Raw genomic sequence first — 17,510 nt, forward strand, 5'->3', positions numbered from 1 at the left:
TCTTTTAACTCTTTGAATCACCTAAAAGAAAATCTAAATCATCACTGCCAGAATCAATTTGATTTTTCTTTTTTCTAATTTTAAAAACTATCACTGAAATAATTGCCACAACTGCTGCAATTCCTAATAAAATTTCCACGGGTATTAATGAAGTTGCACTACCACGTTCATTTGGGGATTGCTGTTTAATTTGAGATACATTGACTATGTCATCAAAAACAATTTCATGAGAATTCCTAAGATCATCAGCATATGTTATCTTAACTGAGAATGGGTGCTTACCTTGAGAAATAGATGGTACGGGTAACGGAATATTAAATGGAATTGATGAATCATCAGTCAAATCCCCCATATATTGTGGAGAAATATCAGAAACATCAGAAACATCTGTAAGGGACAATAGTTCAATATTGGCAAATTTACCAGTAGTGCTTCCCTGGTTAAGCACATTTCCAACAAGATGTAATTTGCCACCAATACTGCTAACTTGTACATCATAAAGTGTCAATTCTATGCTTCCAGCAACGAATACTCCAACATTTGCAGTATCTAAACTTGATTCTCCATCAGAGATGTAATCTAGATTCATATCAAATGAACTTGGATTATTGATTAGACTAGTTGATGCAAAGACATCAGTGGTAAACTCAAAAGTTTCACCAACAGGAAGGGAACTTATCATCCACTTGGACTTGCCCATTATTTTCATTTCCGTAGTTTCTCCTGACAGAGTAAGTAAAAGATCAGTAATTTCATCATCCCCATTATTTGTGACTTGGAACATAATATTTTCAACAATTCCTGCAGTAACCACTGGTTCATCATGCTGTGTATCTACTGAAACAATAATTGGAGATTCAGATGGTTTTGGGGAAACAACAAGTCCTGTAGTTAGTAATTCAGTTTGTTTGTATCCGTATGCATTGCCATATGTAATTTGAATGCTAATGTTTTGAACTGATGAACCAGATGTAGCTTCTGGGAAAATTATTGTCGAAATTTTAGTGGAACCATTTGCGGGAATAGTTCCAATGTTAAACGTGTTAGCTCCAAGATTAACCAATTCTGTATTAGATGACTCCAAAGTTACAGTAGAGCTTGCACTATCCCGTGATGAACGATTACTATCATCTCCAATACTCAATATTGTCAAAATTGCACCCGTTGCAGGAGAGCTTCCCATGTTGGAAATTATAAAATCAATAGAATTTGGAATCTTTGGGATCAGAGGTTTATTCTCAGTACCTAGATCCAAAATAACTTTTCCAGGTAAAATAAATGGCACGTTAAGTAATGCGGATTTACAGCTTCTCACATGTTGGCTAGTTGAATAATCCAAGATTACAGAACTAAGATACGACCCAACTTTTACATCATCAGTAATGTCAACATCAAAGTATAGAGTAAACACTTCACCCTCAACCAGTTTAGCAAAATAACTGGCCTGTGATACATCTCCAACACTCCTACTAAACTCAGAAGCAAAGTAAGATTTTGCCTCAGGAATTGCACTGGTTCCACCTGGCTCAAATCCTGCAGGAAGACGCAGGTATCCTGTAATGGCATACAAGTCAAGAGTGGAGCGATTTACAAATACAACTGCCAGAGTTGATGGACCTTCTCCAGGGCCCACCTCTAACTCTGATGGATTTAATGTATCAGTACTAGATTCACTTCTATCAGTCCAATAAGCATCCAAGTAAACAGGACCATTATAATCAGAATCTACTCTGGTATTAGTAGATGATGAACAATCACTTTGTTGAGCATGTGCAAAGTTTGGTGAAATAGAAATTACCAAGAGTAAAAACAAAGAAATCGATAATAACTTTAAAAAAATGTTAGTCGGTTTAGTTGTAGACATCTTTTTCAATTTCTCCATCTTTCATGTATATTGATCTGTCTGTCCTTTTTGCCAAATCAACATTATGTGTAATCATTATTACTGTTCTAGAATATTTTTTTGTCAATTCAGTTAAAAGTTGAAAAATTTCTTCGCCTGTAACAGTATCCAAGTTTCCAGTTGGCTCATCTGCAAGAACAATTGCAGGATTATTTATCAAGGCCCTACCTATTGCAACCCTTTGTTGTTCTCCACCACTAAGATTATTTGGTTTATGATTTGCTTTTTTTAATATACCAAGTTTTTTCAGAATACTTTGAGCTCGTCTAGTTCTAGTTACATTATCCATCCCAGAAATAATTCCTGGCATTTCAATATTTTTTTGAACAGATGATCTGTTTATCAAATTAAATGATTGAAACACAAATCCAATTTTGTTATTTCTAATCTTTGCTAGTTTAGTATCAGGTAATTTGAATAAGTCTATGCCATCCATTAACACAGTACCTCTAGACGGTTTATCCAAAGCCCCAATCATATTCAACAGAGTTGATTTTCCACTTCCAGATGGGCCAACAATTGATACAAACTGATTTTTTGGAATGGAGAAACTAACATTTTTCAGAGCTATAACTTTTCCAGCTGCAGTTTGGTAAACTTTGGAAACATTTTGAACATCAAGTATGCCATTTACTTGTGTAACTGTCTGGAATATAGAACTCATAACTTAACTCGAACTTCCTTTTTTAGAAAATGATTTCCTTTCCAATACAAGAATTGCAATTACAAGTCCAATAAAGGCAATCTGAAATATTTCAGTTAAAATTCCATTATCACTAATCCTTCCACCTCGTCCAGTAATGAAATTATCAGGAATTCTAGTAATCACCCATATTACAATAAAGACGACGGTTCCACCAAGACCTATTCCATACCAGAGAGTTCCCCACTTTCTAATCATTGGAACAACCCAGAAAATCTGTGTCAGTCCACCAACAACGAATAGTATTTGCATATTCTGATTGTTTGAAGGAACTCCTAAAACAACATGGATTATTCCTGCAATTGCAGTAGTTGCTGCTGCTGCATAAAATAAAATATTTAATTTATTCATTTCAAATTCTCCTAATTGCTTTCCTTTTCATCATCTGAGTCATTTTCAAATTTCTTATCAATCTCTTTTTGATATTCCATGAATTGTTTGTATCGTTTATCCCATTTTGAAATGGCAAACCATTGTCTTAGTCCTATTCCCAACCATATAATGGAAATTACAAAAATCACTAGCTGATGTGGTCGTAGTAAAGGATTTGGTTTAATTCTTTTTGAGAATTTCTCCTTTATCAAATTATATTCTTCTTCAGTGATTTCACCATTGTCTAGTTTTGATTGCAAGCGTGTGTCAAAGTCTTCTCTGAATCTGTCTTGATATGGGGAATCATATATGCTGGTAATTGCAATTAAAGAAATTGGTGGAATAATTAGAGTTGTTATTATCATGATCATGAACATCTTTTTTGTTTTACTTAATTGGAACATCAAGCCATCTAAGATTTCAAAAATATTTTCATGCTTTTTATTATTAGACATTTTTTTCATCTCCCTCATCTCGTGGAAACAAGTTTTCATATTTTTGTAAAACATCCTCTAGCAGATTTTTTCCTTTTTCAGAAATAGAGTATTTGTAAACGGTCTTTTTACCCCTGTGTTCTTCTTTTTTTTCAATCATCTGTTGTTCTACCATATTATCCACAATTCCCTTGTGATTTACATTATTCAATCCGCAAACACTCATCAATCTACTCTGATTCATCTCACCATATTCGTAAAGTTTCAAGAGAATATCCTTCCTGATGTAAATTCGATCTCTATATTCACGTGCCAGTTAAAGTCGCCTCTAAAAATACATTCCATAATACATCATCATTTCTCCCATAATCGCCTACTTCGCGGTTTTGTCCTAAGTTTAGTGGTACAACAAGGACAAGAAAGTTCATCAGTATAAAAATAACAATCACATAACCCACATCTTTTCTGTCCTGATTTGTAACGTAAATTATTTGGCATGGAATATGCCTTTTTCTGCTCACAAACCCCCTTGCAAATTTGAACCACATACACAAAACTTTCTTTTGGAACTTAAAGATCAGGTAACAAAGATACGTATTACTTGTTAACAATGCCTTTTATTATAAAATCAATGAAACTATTAATGAATAGCAAAACAAAATACATGATTCCTGCATTTGCAGCAGTCTTTGCTTTGATGTTTGCAGTTACAATACCAACTGTAATGGCAGAAGGCGGAGATTATGCAAAATGGGGTGGAGAAAAACACCACATGAAAGGGCATGGACATAAGGCTATCCTAGTTGAAAGATTTACTGGATCAATTACATTTCCAGCAGAAATGACAAAAGAAACTTTTGGTGAACTAAAAGACCAAGTAACAGTTTCTCTTAGTCAGGCAGTTTCTGTTGCTGAAAATAACGGTGTTACTGATGCAATGAAAGCAAATATTGGAATTGTAAAAGACGGTGAAGACAACAAGTATGTTGTATGGACCATTACAAGCATAGACAGAGATGCAGAATCTCAAACAAAGACAAAAAACATCTTTGTTGTAGATGCAGGTGATGATACAAACTTTACCTCAATTTCAAAAACAATTGATCATTCAAAAATAAAGAGTGATAAAATTGATAGAAAAATTGAAAAATTCCAGCAAAAATTTACAGAGCCAACAGGTGATGCCGATGTTGACACTGAAAGGGCTCAATTTCTAGATTTGTTGCAACAGCTTAGAGATGCATATACAAATGGAGATTCTGATAATGCAAAGTCAATCAAAGACCAACTAAAAGAACTCAAACAGACTGTACTTAATATGAAAAGCGCAGATCTCTAGAGTCTTTTTTTATTTATTTTACAAATACTTGATAGTATAATGTCATAGTTTTGTACTTGAATCAAGACAGTCAAAATGACAGTGTTTTAGTTCAAGGCTCTAATAAACAAAATTTGCAAAAATATAATTTTATTTATAAAGAAAATTGATAGGCATCTAACTAATTTCACAAAACTTGCCCCCAACATGGAACTACCTGATTCATAGACCAATGCAAGCAGCAGCGCCCAGCTTGTTTTTTTCTAAAATATCAGGTAACAATGATACGTGTTACTTGATAACAACGGCTTTTATTATAAAATCAATGAAACTATCAATGAATAGTAATACAAAGTACATGATTCCTGTATTGATAGTAGTCTTTGCACTGATATTTACAATAGAGCCTGTCTTTGCTCAAACATCAATTACAGAGATTGAGAACAATCCCATAGCACAGGACATTCTCAAAAAAATAGAACAAGCAAAAAAGATGATCAAGGAACTAGAAGAAAAAGAATACGAGGAAAACCAAGCACGAGAGAATTTAGAAAAGATGCGCCAAATTTCAATGCAGAACCTAGAGCAAGATCTTGCTGAATGGCAGAGAGTATTAGAGCAATACACATCAAAGAATGCATTTGAGAATTTTGTTAACAAGAAACCAGACTATGTGCAAGGTGTTTTCTGGGATCAGTTTGAGTTTATGGAAAGCAAAGTAATCGAGGGCCGTATTGCAATGAATCATATTTTGACAAATGGTGGAACAATGGAGGATGCAAGAAATGCATACCTGCAAGTAGCATCTACCCAAAGAATTGAACTAATAGAAGTAAATTCACAATTTAATGTCAATCACAATCTTGCAGACTATAGAGTGCAGCAGGTATTCAATTCTACAGGACAGATTCACCAATCTGATGCAGTCAAAGAAAATCTTGCAAATATGTATTCAGACTATAGAATGCAGCCAAGTTACATCTTGGTAAATGCTGATGATAAATCAATTCCAAGAGATACAAAATGTGAAAATGGAGATGTGACAGTATTCCGCATAACAACTGGAACTAAAACATGTGTTGATGAACCCACTGCAAACAAATGGATTTCAAGTGGAGTTTCAGGACTAGTAATTGAAGGCCATACAATACAGAACACTCGAGTTAATCCTGCAACAAAATGCAATGACAGTTATCAAGTAGTATACAATCTTGAATCATCACAATACCAATGTGTGTCTGAAGAGACCGCAAAAAAGATGATACAAGACAGCATTGCAAAAAAGCACACACTTGAAGAATATATTCTTAACAAGGACAAGCAAAAGGAAACTGATGATATTATTTATGAGATAAACAAGGAAATTCAAAAAATAAATTCTGAATACGATCTCAAAAGAGACACACTACAAAGAGAGTTTGATGAGAAGATACAGTCAGAAAAGGATGAGATAGAAAAAATCATACAAGGTATGATTAATCAATACAAATCAGATTCAGACATAACCAAAGAAGAAGTTACCAGAGTAATTATCGAGATAAGAGACGAGTTTGAAAAAACACAAGAAAAAATGCTAGTTAACAAAAGTAATGCATTAAACAGACTAGAGACAGACCAGAAAAGAGCACTACAAACAATTGTCAATGGCCATCAAAACAACCAAAAGATCAATGTTGACTGGAGCAATCTCTACAAAGTAACAGAAGGAGTTGCAATTGTAGATCTTCCAGAGCAGACACAGCAACCAATAGAGCATGAAATTACAATAGAGAACAATTTGGAGACTTTTCAAATAGACAACATCAATATTGTAAATTCTTTTGGTATGGAGTTTGATGAAATAAGATCAGGACAAATCTTGCAAGTGGCAGCAGACATTACAAACAATGACGAATCAGAGAAGAGCTTTGTGTACATCATAGAGATAAAAAATGACTCTAACAAAATTATTCAGCCAGCAAAATCGATGAGCGGGACACTAAACCCAGAGCAGACACTAAATGTCGGATTATCATGGATTCCTCAAGAATCAGGTAAGTTCAATGCGTCAATTCTTGCGGGCACTGACATAGAGTCAATTGAGAAAGTAGCAGCGATTGTAATTAATGTAAACCAAAACGGAGATATCTCAGATGAAAATTATTGTAAAAATGGCCATGAGTTGCTCTTCAAGTATTCAGATTACTCTCCAATTTGCGCAACACACGCCACTGCAACAAAGATGATCAAAATAGGATTGGCATTTAGTTAAATGCAGATAAGCCTGAAACTGGGTTTCAAAACCTAAAAAATACATGAATAATTATTTTGTAAATCCATAATTAAAACAAGCATAGTTGTATTAATTTAGAATCAATATAATTACAAATTGTTTCTTATAGGGAAACAATGAGAATATCGTATGACAAATGTAGATCCAAGGGCAACCATAGGAAATGGCGTGAAAATGCAAGAAAGTACTGTAATTGAAGGTGACGCCAAAATAGGTGATAACTGTATCTTTGGAAACAAAGTAGTAATTGAAAAACATGTAGTTATTGGCAATAGCGTAACCATGGAAGATGGTTGTATATTAGAAAAAAATGTCACTGTTGGTAATGATGGCATATTTGGCAAAAAAATAGTTGTAGGAGATCATGCAGTTATTGGTAACGATGTCAAAATTGGCGATGACGTTGTATTAGAAAAAGACACCACCGTTTTAGACAATGCAGTCATAGATACTGGCACTGTTTTACCTGCAGGAAAAACATTTCCAGAAGGAATTACAAACAAAGCAAACTACCACCAATCCTAAGAGAACATAATATTTTTATCTATTTTTCCAATTGTTTTTGAATACAGTAATTTTTTAGTATAATTTCTACGTCGTGGTTAAATACAAATTTTATATAATGAAATCTATGTTTCAATTAAAAAATAAAAAAAACATATTTAAAATAATTCAAAACAAATGGGAACAATTAGAGAATCCGGACCAAGAATGGGGTCATTTTGAGTAATTACTAGAAGTTTAGTATAAATCGTTCATCTTGTTTATATTTTAGAATTTTAACCCACATTTGTCATGGGCTACAATGCAAAAGACAACGACGATGATTTCGACGATGATAACTTTGACTCGGAATCATATGATGACTTTGAGGATTGTTAATCCTCTCTTTTTTATTTTTCAAAGAGGATCATCATAACTTTCGTAATTCATCATGGTCTAATATTGCACACTCTGAAGAACAAAATTCACTTGCCCTATTTTGAAATTGGGCATTACATCTAGTACATGTTTTGATCACATCTTTGCTTGGTGGAAATAATAATTTGTAGGATTTTTTCATAAACATCAGAAATATTTTTTGTGTTTAGGATTTAAGAACAAAACTTCTTGATTTAAGTCATAACGAGATAAACCAGCTGACTTCATTCAGATTAAACATAACTCACATGCATCTGAAATACTAGTTGGATGTTGGATTTTTGGAGGTTATGAAATTGGTAAAAAGAAAAAGAAAAGCAAGCACCGATGAAGAATGAGAAAAAATAGAAACATGTTCCAAATAACATTAGGTCAAAGCCACTCACTCAGAACATGTTTCTTTTATTGTTTTTACCAGTATTTTAATTCTAAAAAAAGATGAAAAAAATAATTATTGTGTTTTTAATTTCAATGATTTTATCAACCCATCTTTTTCAAGAATCATCAGCAAAAGTTTCTTTAAAAAAAAGTGATGAGATTCGTTGTACAAATATTTATGAAAAATATGTTAAGATGGGTGAAGATAATTTTCGTAAGAGATATCCAGTATATCCAATAATGGAAAAATGTTTGTCATTATATGTTGATCCTGATTTTTTATCCAAACATAAGGTTAACCAAGACAGTGCACCTATTTTAAAATCACAAATAAAACCAACAATAACTTCAAGCTTCAAAATTGGATCAGAAAAATATCTAGTTCATTTTACAATTTGTTCTGAAAATAAAAAAACAAATTATATCCATTTTGTATCTGACAAGGAAGACATCACAGGTAAAATCAAAAGATTGCCTGAATCTAAGTGTCCGTCATTTTGGGTAATTAGTCACACTTCAAATCCATCAGAATTGCAGATTTCATGGGATTATAACGAAAATTCAGACAGGAAAGGGTTACGGGAGGTATTATGATGTAATGCTGTACATAGTTGACTTTATGGAATTTTGAAAATACAGTTCTTAAATTAATGAAAACTAATCAGTAATCAGGTCATTTGTCCTCTAAACTTGCCCCAATATGAAAATAATTTTCAAATAATAAAAAATCAACAAAAATAATAAAAAATAATTTAGTTTCACATCATAGTCATAGTAATCATCATTACGCATGGATTTTGGTGACTTTTTGATGATTTATGATGAAAAAATGATGATTTGTGATGAAAATTAAGAGGTGTTCTATGCAAGCATCATCAAATCATCATTCATCATCAATTCCCTATAAGATAGTGCGTTTTGATGAAATGATGATTAAAAAAATTGATTTTATTTTTTTATTATAAAATTGAAACAGTTAGAATGCATCGTTTGCGCCCTGCGTTACACAAGAACAACTAAGAATTAGAATTCAACCAAAGATTTGTCTTCAGAATCCTCTAATTTTTTGATATTCAGTCGAAATTTTAAAAATTCAGGCTTTAGATTACAACGTTCACACAGATGCCAAACATCATCTTTTTGTAAGGATCCCGTATCAAATTCAACCTCAATAATTTTGGGATTGTCATCACTGCATCTAAAATTACAAGTCACCAAACACCCACAACCCCGCCAATAACGTAAAATGATAGATATCTAATCCAAAAAAAGAAATTCAAAGGGAGGTATTTGAAGTAGATATCCATCAATTACTAATAGACAAAAAATTTGAAAATTCGTCCACATGTGGACGAATCATGATAAATTTCAATAGATTTGAACTCAAATAGAGTATTTAATCAATATCGTAATTCCCCATGAGAGAATTAACTTATTGAGAGAATTAATGACATAGTAAATTGAAAAGAGATGAATCTTAACGAATGTCCACTATGCAATGCCAAATTGAGGCTTGTTTTTCACTATGGTCTGTTTGGATGGACTTCTCCCCCTGAAACGGAAGGTGAATTCTATGTGGATCCTGAAGGATGGCGTATCGTTGAGATTCAACCGTATCATAAGAATCCAGTTTCAAATTGTTTAGTAATTTACAAAAAACATAAACCAAGGTATGATATGATATGATTTTATGAGTTTTGCAGAAAATTTTCTTTATCCTTTAGGATTATTGATTATTGGAGGAGGAATTTCTGCAGGATTAATTCCGTGGTTTAATTCAGTTCATAAAGAAAAATTAATGGAAATAGAACATGAACGAGAATCATCTCAGAAAAGAATTGATAGAGAACGAGAAGATTACAGATTTGAATTAGAAATAAAAAAAGAATTTGCTGAAAAACTTTCTGAACGAGATACATGGGCATATTCTAAATTTAGTGAAATAGTCTATTGTGAAAACATATCTGAACAATCAAAAATTATTATTCAGTGTCATAAAGACAGTCTTAAAACTTCCAATGAAATTATTGACATAATTCTGTTATATTTTAAAAAGAATTCTAAACTGTTGAAAATGGCTAACCAATTAGACTCAATGATTACTAAAGGTATAGGATTATGTAGAATAACTGCGGATTCCAGTGAAAGAAAACACAAAATTGAGGAATTCATTAAAGAATTTGAAATTAAAATGTCTAAAGAAGATATCGACAAATCCGCTAAAGCAATAGGTTTGTTCGAACCCTTATTTTCTATTTCTGAATACAATTCTTCGCTTAGGAATGAAGTGTTAAAAACAAAGGTAGCATTACCACATAGTGATTAATTTCTTTGAAAAAAATTCATCGGTAATCTTTCATTTACTCTACTTAACGCCCTATTTGTCACATCATCACTATACTTTGCTCGCAAAACATTCATCATGCTCTTTTTTGCCCTGCCAAACTCTTTCTTATCCTCAATGATTGCTTCTTCACACTCTAATTCTGCTAAACTTTGTTGTAATTTCGTTGATTGCTTCTTGAATTCTCTATTGTTTTCTTGATTTGTCGCATTGTTTTGCCAGAATTTTCCCATAATAAATTAAGAGTGAACGGGGTATTTGATCTTTATTAAGATCATATTTTCATTAATTTTATTGGATAAACGATATCAGGTATTTGTCAGTTCTACTTATGAAGATCTTCAGAAAGAACGTCAAGAAGTAATGCAAGCATTATTGGAATTAGACTGTATGCCTTCCGGAATGGAATTATTTCCAGCAGCAAATGAAGATCAATGGACATTGATTAAAAAGGTAATTGATGAATGTGATTATTATATCGTTATTCTTGGTGGGCGTTATGGAAGTTTGGGGCCTGAAGGTATCAGTTTTACGGAAATGGAATATCAATATGCTGAATCTGTAAAAAAACCTGTAATTGCTTTTCTTCATAAAGATCTTAAATCCATACCTGTAGGAAAATCTGAATCAGATTCTGTTAAAAAAGAAAAGTTAACAAAATTTAGAGAACATGTTCAGAAAAAGATGTGTAAATTTTGGGCTACTCCTGATGAATTAGGTTCTGTCGTAAGCAGAAGTATGATAAAATTAATGAAGTCTACACCTGCTATTGGATGGGTTCGTGCCAATGATATTTCTGATCCTGAAATGTCAAAAGAAAATCTTGAACTGAGAAAACGAATTGATGAACTTGAAATTGATATTGCCTCTTTTGAAACCAAAGGTCCCGTAGGCATTGAAACGTTAGCACAAGGTGATGATGTATATTCTTTACAATTCACTGTCGATATGTTTGTTGGAAGAAATTATTATTCTAGTGAGAGCATAAAGCAATCAATTGCATATACTAACGATGTTACTTGGAATCAGATTTTAAAATCTGTTTTGCCTAGATTGATTCCTGAAGGAAAAGAAGAGGAGATGGCACATGCACTTTTCTTTGAACATGCAACAATATATGAAAATGAAAAAGTAGATTATAGAGAAAAACAATGGTCAATTCATAGGCATGGTACATCCGATGCAGCAATAAAAGAAGTAATAGTTCAGCTTCATGCTTTGGGAATGATCATCCCTAATTTCAAAAAACGTAGTTTGAATGATTCATCAAATTATTGGAAGCTCACTCCTTTTGGTGAAAGTACAATGAATAGAGTATGTGCAATTCATAGAGAAATTGAACATGGTCCTGCATGATTTTAATCAACATTTTCTAGATTTAAAAAGAGTTTTTGATCAATTTATGATTAATTTAGTGGAAAACTTTTGAATATCGTTTAATTTGTAAATAATAAAGACGGTAAACGTATTCTTTGTTATTGTAAAAACCCTGAAAAATGTCTTTGTTAGACCTAAAAGATCTCTTAGAAACATCAGAATATTTAACTAATGCAACTAGTCTTCAGAGAATTTATTTAGATTTAAACAGAATTTTTAATCTTCATTTTTGTTTTCTTGTCTTGCAATCCAATTCAAAATTTTTTCATTGTCTTCTTTAATTTGTTCAAGTTCTGTTTTTTCTGATTTTAGTTTCTCATTTTCAACGCGCATCCGTTCATCATCAGATATAGTCAACAATGGAATCGCCTTTTGATATTCAGAGAATCGCTCAAAATCATCTTCTTGATATCGTTCATAGTGAGATTCCAAGCCTACTTTATGCCCCATCATGTCCTCTTTATCCAAGTAATTGACTTTGGCACGCCTCATCATTGTGTTAAAGTATTTTCTTAATCCATGATCAAGCATTACCTTGTGACGTTTTTGTCCTGGTTCTAGTGGAGGTCTCAACCCACACTTTTTTGCCAATTCATTCATTCTAGATTCCATACCCCTCTTTCCAATTCTTCTTGGATGATGCATTCTAACAGATACTACAAGAGGATCAGAATCTTTAGGATATCTCATGAATCTAGATTTCCAAGATTCTTTGTATAGTAACAGATACTTGCCAGCTTCGGGGGTAAAATGTGTCCAATACTCTTCATCATCACCATGATAGACTCGCAATGCACCACCTTTCAATGAATTATCATCATTGTAAAAAAATACAACATCTTCCCACGTAAAATAATCCCATGCTTCAATCCTAAATCCAGCTGATGAACACAATGAAATCATAACTTTGTCTGCCAAGTTAGTTGCATTTGCCATTAACATTTGTAATTGTTCTCTAGAGTATGCCATGTCTTTTGACTTGCCAGGTTTTGGAATGGATTTTCCAATCATCTTCCATGAAAAATCAATATCATTTGCTGCAAACAATGCTTTGATGGGTTTAATTAAATTCAAAACTCTAGCAGGAGAAATTTCATTATCATCAACTTTCTTTTTCAATTCCCTAACGTATGCATTGATTATTGATTTACCAAGTTTTACATCATCTCTAACCAGAGTTACAAATGCTTCAGTCTTGTCTGTATGATCAATATTTTTTTCTTGAAATATTTTATCAGGAATTAAATCTAGAAACTTTTGCAAGTCACTGGAATATTTTATTCTAGTTTTGTCACTTCTGATATAATCTAAAAAATTCTGATGCGATGACAAATCTGGATCAGTGATGTTTAATTCCATGACATAGGCACGGCAAGGGGCTATTTTAGTGAGTAAAATACAGGAGAGCCGACTAGTCTCTCCCGCCCTTAGGTCATAAGACCTAATGAACAACATACATTACAAAATTTGTATAAAAACATAAAGTAGGATATTGAGCCTAAAATTCTAAAATAAATTCACAGATATAGAATCAAAGAACAATTTTGCAGCTGCAATTAAGATTACAACAGATACAAGAATTTGCAAATATCTCTCTTTGATATCAATAGATAATCTTGCACCAACTAATCCTCCAATGAATGAACCAATTGCCAAAAATCCTGCTTGAATAAAATCCGGATGTCCCAAGAAACTATGAACTATCACTCCAGACAAAGATGCAAACAAGAGAATCATCTGAGAAGTAGGTGCAGCTTTTTTCATCGCCATCCCCATTCCCACAACCATTAAGGGAACAAAGATTATTCCACCCCCAATTCCAAAAAATGAAGAGATTATTCCTGCAAAAAAACTTGCACCAATTGCAAATACAATCATTTGTTTTGAGATTGTTTTCTCTTTGGTTTCAATTTTTTTTCTTAAAAATATGTAAGCAGCAGATGCAATCAATACAAATCCAAACAAGATTTTAAAAATATCTGGTGTAACATCAGTTGATATTATTGCACCTAAAACAGTTCCAGGAATTGAAAGTAGTCCCAATTTAATTCCCAATGAATATTCAATTCGTTTTTGTTTTGAATATGAAATTGTAGATGCCGTAGCATTACTTAATGCAGCAAACAGACTATTGCTTGCCGCAACAGTAGGCGGGAATCCCAAAAATGTCAAGACAGGTACAACAATAATTCCACCACCTAGACCAATCATAGAACCCAATAGTCCAGCTGCAAAGCCTAAAGGAATTAACCATAATTGATCAATCATTGTAATCGTCAATCAAAGAAATTTGCAGTATATAATTAGACTACTTTAGAATGATCAATGTCTGCAAAACAGAATTCTCCTTAGGGGTGATTTCCAAAGTTATTTCAGAAGTTCTCAAATCATCAATTTGTGATTTGATTCCACGTTCACTGGAATCATAGTAAAATTTGTGAACAAGATCAACCCACGCAGAAATGGATTCAACATCATCATCTGCCTTCTCATCCTCCCAACAGTCACAAACAAGGGTTTCAATCATAGCCTCAATTACTGCTAAAACATCATCTTGATTTGATTCCAAAGTTTGGGTTTCAAGGTTAGCTATTGCCAAGACGGGAGAACTAGTGTCACCTCCAATGTTGATATTTCCCAAAGTGTTCCCATGGATATCAGTTACAGCAGTAGTAGTACAGTATTCTACAGTTCTTGGCAGTCCTTTATCAAAGAATGTACAGTATTGACTAATTGTATGATCAGTTATTGCAGTTGGTGAAGATACAAAAATATTTTGAGAAGCTAAAGTTTTTTGGATTTTTTCAATATCATAATATGTAAATCCTGTATCGTAAACAGGTTTTGATTCTATTTCAGGAGTAGAATATAAAATAATTACAGCACCTAAAACAATAATCACAACCCCCATTATGATCAATAATGGCTTGTTCATTGAATTACAAATTATTTATTCAAAGATAAGGCTTTGCAATTTTAAATAGAAATTATGGTTAATTTTGAATCTAGTGTAATATTATTTTGATCAACAAATCCAGAAGTTACCTCTAGTACATATGTTGCCTCACCATCTGGAACAACGCTTTGACAACTGGTAATTTCAACTACGGTCTTACATGGAGGGACATCTTTTTCAATATGTACGACATTTCCATCTTGATCAAACCAAATCATATCTAATGGAAATTGCATGTTAAGCATCCATAAAGAATACAAACCAGGATCTGCAAATACGAAAATCATTCCCTGATCATAAGGTAATTGTTCTTGAAACATTAATCCACGAACTCTTCGAGGTTCTGAATCTGCAATTTGTACTTCAAGTGGAATGTCATCAACTAAAATAGTGCCACGTGGGAATTCAACTGATTCTAACTTACTATCACTTGGAAGTGTCAACATTCCTATTACTCCAATAATGACTGCAGCAATTGTTATTGGAATTAACGCTTGAGCACGAGTAGTCATAAATTAACTTGGCAAAATCCATTTAAAATGTGTTAGACTGCCTAGACTGCAAGAAAGCATCAAGATATTCAGACAATGCAAGAGATTTTAGAAAATATGATCATTTCAAGGTAACATGGTTTTTTCCTGCTAAGATGAAATGGGGAATGAAACAATCTAAGCTATAGTGCTTTCTTTAATCGCTTTATCTCTTTTACAAATAACACAGTATTCTTCTTTTGAATGACTGTTAATTGGAGTTAGACAATCATGGCAATATTTCATGATTATAGGAGTTGAACTAGATATATTAAGAATTTTCAAGATTAATCATTCGATATAGCCTACTAAATCCCTCATGAAAGGATAACTACAATTTAGGAATTATGAACTTTGGAATATAGAATCTAGTCTTTGTTTTTTTCATTGTATTTTTGCACCTCATTTAGAGGCACTTCAATTGTTCTATCTGCCCCTTTACAATAATTTTTTCCTTTGAAATGCTTGTGGATTTTGATTTTAGCCATCATGACACTATCTATTCCATAGGCGCCATGATGATCTGTAATTTCTTGGCTAACAACATGACAAGTTTGGGAAACAGTGCACCATTTACATACAATTTTCATTTTTTTGTCATCAGTCATAGAGTTTCTTTATGAATTAGAGACTTAAGAGTATTGGAATATCATTATTTTGAATTTAGATATCAAGACCAAATTTCAATACCGCAAATATAACTGCAAATCCAATTAGAAAAACAATTCCTGAAACACTTAGAATTTTTAACCAAATTGACGGTTGATGTTCTTTATCAAGAAATTTACCAGTAACTAATCTAAAATTAAAAATTGCAATTACAGGTGCAATTACAAATGACAAGACAGTTGCAAAATCAACTAATTCCTTGAGATTGTTTCCGAATTGAAATATCACAACAAGTGAGCCGCCAGAAATTAGAATCAAGAAAAACAAGTATAGAGTACGAAATTTTGTGCGAATTTTCTCTTCATTTTTGGTAAAAATCAATTCAACTGTTCTTTGTAATGATCTAGAATATCCATCAAAGACTGCAATTATAGTTCCAAACATTACAGTGAATGCCGAAGCTGCAATGAGGATGTAACTCCATTCTCCAATTGTCTGTGTGTATAATGTAACTATTTCATGTGCAAAAAGGGAATTACTGTTTGGAAGTTCTTCACCAGAACCATAGAAAATAAACGAACCTAATGTAACAAACATTATTGCTAGAATTCCAGTTATCAGATAGGCTAATCGAAATTCAAAGAGAGTCTCCTTCAAACTAGGCTTGTATTTTGTTTGTTTCATTCTCTCCAATGTCCACAAGCTATTCCAGCTTGATAGATCAACTGCAGTTGGCATCCAACCCATTAATGCAAGTAAGAAAAAGATTCCAGAAATATCCCAAAGATCTTTTGGCTCAAATCCTGCAATAGGTACTAGCGGACCATTATACAAGGTAAGTAAGAATGCAGCAACTGTAGATACAACTAAAACAATTGCAATAATTTTGATTAAACTATCAAGTGCATTGAATTTTCCAATAGCTAAAACTGTTACACATACTGCAAACAAAATAATTATTGTCCACTCTCCAAGAAAATCAATTCCAAAAAGATTTTCAAAAAATCCCGCAGTGACAAATCCCACTGCACCGGTAACAAAAAACATTGAACTAATCGTTAATAGAAAATACAACCACAGTGCAGGTTTGCCAAGTTTTTTGTAACCATCAATGATACTTGTCTGTGTAGAATTTGCATAACGAGAACCAAATTCAAAAAAAGGATATTTTAGTATAGTTACTAAGATGACAAACCCCACAATAAACAATCCATAGTCAGCTCCTGCCCTAGTTGACTGGACAAGATGAGATACGCCTATGGCAGTACATGCAAATAAAATTCCAGGTCCTGCAGTCTTTGAAAAGCTAGAGAATTTAGAGTTCACATGTATCAAAGATAATTAAAAAATGGAGAATATAACCTAAAATTCATACAAATTATTAATTCAAGAT

The 17,510-nt window shown here is 32.8% G+C and carries 18 protein-coding genes; 6 read left to right on the forward strand and 12 right to left on the reverse strand.

Translation table 11 applies throughout. From position 1 onward, the window contains the following. Window positions 1–4: 4 nt before the first annotated feature. Genes ACW9W4_RS08075 through ACW9W4_RS08095 form a run of 5 tightly spaced genes read right to left on the reverse strand, consistent with a single transcriptional unit; the run spans window position 5 to window position 3,680 of the window. Window positions 5–1,801, reverse strand: coding sequence for a COG1361 S-layer family protein (locus ACW9W4_RS08075; protein WP_457761954.1), 1,797 nt, complete (start codon window positions 1,799–1,801; stop codon window positions 5–7). 49 nt (window positions 1,802–1,850) lie between these two features. After that, a complete protein-coding gene (locus ACW9W4_RS08080; RefSeq protein ID WP_457761955.1) occupies window positions 1,851–2,567 on the reverse strand; it encodes an ABC transporter ATP-binding protein in 717 nt (238 codons plus the stop codon). Window positions 2,568–2,570: 3 nt separating this feature from the next. Further along, a complete protein-coding gene (locus ACW9W4_RS08085; RefSeq protein ID WP_457761956.1) occupies window positions 2,571–2,957 on the reverse strand; it encodes a hypothetical protein in 387 nt (128 codons plus the stop codon). Between the two features lie 11 nt (window positions 2,958–2,968). Continuing rightward, complete coding sequence (locus tag ACW9W4_RS08090; protein WP_457761957.1) at window positions 2,969–3,433, reverse strand: hypothetical protein; 465 nt, start codon at window positions 3,431–3,433, stop codon at window positions 2,969–2,971. After that, window positions 3,426–3,680, reverse strand: coding sequence for a winged helix-turn-helix domain-containing protein (locus ACW9W4_RS08095; RefSeq protein ID WP_457761958.1), 255 nt, complete (start codon window positions 3,678–3,680; stop codon window positions 3,426–3,428). Before ACW9W4_RS08095 ends, ACW9W4_RS08090 begins: the two co-directional genes overlap by 8 nt. A 375-nt stretch (window positions 3,681–4,055) precedes the next feature. Here ACW9W4_RS08095 and ACW9W4_RS08100 point away from each other — a divergent pair, with 375 nt between their 5' ends. The 5 genes from ACW9W4_RS08100 (at window position 4,056) to ACW9W4_RS08120 (ending at window position 10,627) form a co-directional block, all read left to right on the forward strand. Continuing rightward, complete coding sequence (locus tag ACW9W4_RS08100; RefSeq protein WP_457761959.1) at window positions 4,056–4,751, forward strand: hypothetical protein; 696 nt, start codon at window positions 4,056–4,058, stop codon at window positions 4,749–4,751. A gap of 316 nt (window positions 4,752–5,067) precedes the next feature. Further along, window positions 5,068–6,981, forward strand: a complete 1,914-nt coding sequence (locus ACW9W4_RS08105) for a hypothetical protein (protein WP_457761960.1) — start codon at window positions 5,068–5,070, stop codon at window positions 6,979–6,981. A 150-nt stretch (window positions 6,982–7,131) separates the two neighbouring features. Then, window positions 7,132–7,527 (forward strand): hypothetical protein, encoded by a 396-nt coding sequence (locus tag ACW9W4_RS08110; RefSeq protein ID WP_457761961.1) that lies wholly within the window; start codon window positions 7,132–7,134, stop codon window positions 7,525–7,527. An 834-nt stretch (window positions 7,528–8,361) separates the two neighbouring features. Further along, complete coding sequence (locus ACW9W4_RS08115) at window positions 8,362–8,895, forward strand: hypothetical protein (RefSeq protein WP_457761962.1); 534 nt, start codon at window positions 8,362–8,364, stop codon at window positions 8,893–8,895. A gap of 1,096 nt (window positions 8,896–9,991) precedes the next feature. Continuing rightward, complete coding sequence (locus tag ACW9W4_RS08120) at window positions 9,992–10,627, forward strand: hypothetical protein (protein WP_457761963.1); 636 nt, start codon at window positions 9,992–9,994, stop codon at window positions 10,625–10,627. Here ACW9W4_RS08120 and ACW9W4_RS08125 read toward each other — a convergent pair. Beyond that, window positions 10,624–10,878, reverse strand: coding sequence for a hypothetical protein (locus ACW9W4_RS08125; protein WP_457761964.1), 255 nt, complete (start codon window positions 10,876–10,878; stop codon window positions 10,624–10,626). The two genes, ACW9W4_RS08120 and ACW9W4_RS08125, sit on opposite strands and share 4 nt — an antisense overlap. Window positions 10,879–10,939: 61 nt before the next feature. Between ACW9W4_RS08125 and ACW9W4_RS08130 the strand changes: the two genes are divergently transcribed. After that, the gene (locus tag ACW9W4_RS08130; protein WP_457761965.1) at window positions 10,940–12,001 is read left to right on the forward strand and encodes a DUF4062 domain-containing protein; all 1,062 of its coding nucleotides are present in this window, start codon (window positions 10,940–10,942) and stop codon (window positions 11,999–12,001) included. A 237-nt stretch (window positions 12,002–12,238) separates the two neighbouring features. Here ACW9W4_RS08130 and ACW9W4_RS08135 read toward each other — a convergent pair whose 3' ends face one another. From ACW9W4_RS08135 to ACW9W4_RS08160, 6 genes are all read right to left on the reverse strand, one after another. Then, entirely contained in the window at window positions 12,239–13,381 is a 1,143-nt protein-coding gene (locus tag ACW9W4_RS08135) for a tyrosine-type recombinase/integrase (protein ID WP_457761966.1), read from the reverse strand. A 147-nt stretch (window positions 13,382–13,528) separates the two neighbouring features. Then, a complete protein-coding gene (locus ACW9W4_RS08140) occupies window positions 13,529–14,290 on the reverse strand; it encodes a sulfite exporter TauE/SafE family protein (RefSeq protein ID WP_457761967.1) in 762 nt (253 codons plus the stop codon). Between the two features lie 40 nt (window positions 14,291–14,330). Beyond that, entirely contained in the window at window positions 14,331–14,957 is a 627-nt protein-coding gene (locus tag ACW9W4_RS08145; protein WP_457761968.1) for a hypothetical protein, read from the reverse strand. Between the two features lie 41 nt (window positions 14,958–14,998). Continuing rightward, on the reverse strand, window positions 14,999–15,490 hold the full coding sequence (locus tag ACW9W4_RS08150; protein ID WP_457761969.1) for a DUF192 domain-containing protein: 492 nt from the start codon (window positions 15,488–15,490) through the stop codon (window positions 14,999–15,001). Between the two features lie 386 nt (window positions 15,491–15,876). Continuing rightward, window positions 15,877–16,116 (reverse strand): hypothetical protein, encoded by a 240-nt coding sequence (locus ACW9W4_RS08155; protein ID WP_457761970.1) that lies wholly within the window; start codon window positions 16,114–16,116, stop codon window positions 15,877–15,879. A gap of 55 nt (window positions 16,117–16,171) precedes the next feature. Then, complete coding sequence (locus ACW9W4_RS08160) at window positions 16,172–17,443, reverse strand: NRAMP family divalent metal transporter (RefSeq protein WP_457761971.1); 1,272 nt, start codon at window positions 17,441–17,443, stop codon at window positions 16,172–16,174. Between the last annotated feature and the right edge of the window lie 67 nt (window positions 17,444–17,510).

The sequence above is a fragment of the Candidatus Nitrosopumilus sp. bin_7KS genome (assembly GCF_054095835.1).